The organism is Thermoanaerobacter sp. A7A (assembly GCF_000445185.1).
In the GTDB taxonomy this organism is placed as follows: Bacteria; Bacillota; Thermoanaerobacteria; order Thermoanaerobacterales; family Thermoanaerobacteraceae; genus Thermoanaerobacter.
In genome coordinates this window covers 1-1,840 of record NZ_AVAF01000020.1, presented here as the reverse complement: position 1 = coordinate 1,840, position 1,840 = coordinate 1, and the positions used below count along the sequence as shown (strand labels likewise).

General features: G+C 34.8%; 2 protein-coding genes. Both read left to right on the top strand.

The features are described 5' to 3' along the window. Positions 1-116 precede the first annotated feature (116 nt). The gene (locus M663_RS0101390; RefSeq protein WP_029687694.1) at positions 117-1,538 is read left to right on the top strand and encodes an aminotransferase class I/II-fold pyridoxal phosphate-dependent enzyme; all 1,422 of its coding nucleotides are present in this window, start codon (positions 117-119) and stop codon (positions 1,536-1,538) included. Beyond that, a partial coding sequence (gene tmk / locus M663_RS0101385; RefSeq protein WP_029687693.1) for a dTMP kinase occupies positions 1,535-1,840 on the top strand: 306 nt, incomplete at its 3' end. The genes M663_RS0101390 and tmk, both read left to right, overlap by 4 nt.

Sequence of the window (1,840 nt, the reverse complement as noted above, 5' to 3'; positions counted from 1 at the left end):
CAAAATATCTCCTTTACGAAAGTTTGTCTACAGTCTGAAACCGGATATGAATCCGGTTTTTATATTTTATGGTATAATCAAAATAACGAAAAATTACGATTAGACGGAGGTATTGTATGACAGCTCCATTGTATGAAGCACTTATGAATTATGTAAAAAACCAAATTATACCTTTTCATATGCCAGGCCATAAACAAGGAAGTACTTTTCCGGGAGAATATCTCGTTAATTTGGCAAAGATTGATCTAACAGAAGTACCAGGACTTGACAATCTTCACAATCCTGAAGGTCCCATACTGGAGGCACAAAAACTTGCAGCAAAAGCTTTTGGGGCAAGAGAGTCTTTTTTTCTTGTAAATGGGACGACATCCGGCATATACGCAGCGATGTACGCAGCTTTAAATCCTGACGATAAAGTGCTTATAATGAGGAATTCTCATAAATCTGTGTACAATGGCCTTGTACTAACAGGAGCAATACCTGTCTACATAAACCCGGAAATTGATTATGAAGACGGCATTCCAATGGGAGTTGATATAAACAAACTGGAAGAATATTTAAAAAAGGATGAGTCTATAAAAGCAGTAGTGATGACTTATCCCAATTATTACGGGTTCTGTAGCGATATCACAGGAATTTCTGACATTGTTCATAAATATAATAAAATTTTAATTGTAGATGAAGCCCATGGAGCTCATTTTCCTTTTTCTAATAATTTGCCTCTTTCTTCTATACAGGCAGGAGCAGATATTGTGGTACAGAGTGTACACAAAACCTTGTCTTCTTTTACTCAAAGCTCTATACTCCATTTAAATTCCGATAGAATAGACATAGATCGCTTAAAGTATTCCTTAAGCCTTTTTCAATCAACCTCTCCTTCTTACCTTCTTATGTCTTCTCTTGACCTTGCAAGAGATTATATGGAGAAAGAAGGCAAAAAAAGATTAGAAAAAGCAATTATTCTTGCTAATTATGCAAGATATGAGATAAACACTCTTGGGGAAATAAGGTGCTTAGGAGAAGAAATAGTAGGTAGCTTTGGCATTGTTGACTTTGACAGAACTAAACTTACTGTAAGTGTAAAGAACTTATGTATAACGGGGCCTGAAGCAGAAAGATTTTTGAGAGAGAATTTTAATATACAAGTAGAGGTGGCTGATACTTTTAATATGCTTGCCATGGTTACATTAGCGGATGATAAAGAAAGGGTTGACCTTTTAATAAAGGGTATAAAAGGACTTAAAAATGTAAAAAAAGATAAAAAAACAGCTGAAGAAGTGGCAGCTTATCCTGATACTCCAGAAATTGTTTTAAAACCTTCTGAAGCGGTAAGGCAAAAAACTAAATTAATATCTTTAGAAGAAGCAGAAGGTCGTATTTCTGCAGACTTTATTATCCCTTATCCTCCAGGTATTCCGCTTATTTGTCCAGGAGAGCGCATAAAAAAAGATATGGTAAAATATATAAATGTGTTATATAATAAAGGTATTAAGGTATTAGGTCTTAAAAATAACAACCTATTGGTGTGTGAAATATGAGAGGAAAATTTATAAGCTTTGAAGGAATAGATGGATGCGGTAAGACTACTCAGATAAAATTTCTGAAGGAGTATCTTTTAAAACAGGGTTATAATATTTTGGTATTGAGAGAGCCTGGAGGCACAAAAGTTGGAGAAAAAGTTAGAGATATTTTATTGGATAAAAATAATTTCATTTCTCCAGTCACAGAAATGCTTTTATACGCTTCTTCTAGGGCTCAGCTAGTGGAGGAGAAAATATTGCCGGCCATTGAGGAGGGTAAAATTGTACTCTTAGACCGCTTTGTGGATAGCTCTTATGTG

What these genes read in the sequence shown, in the direction of transcription:
- M663_RS0101390 (WP_029687694.1), top strand. Translation starts at nt 117, where the DNA reads ATGACAGCTCCATTGTATGAAGCACTTATGAATTATGTAAAAAACCAA.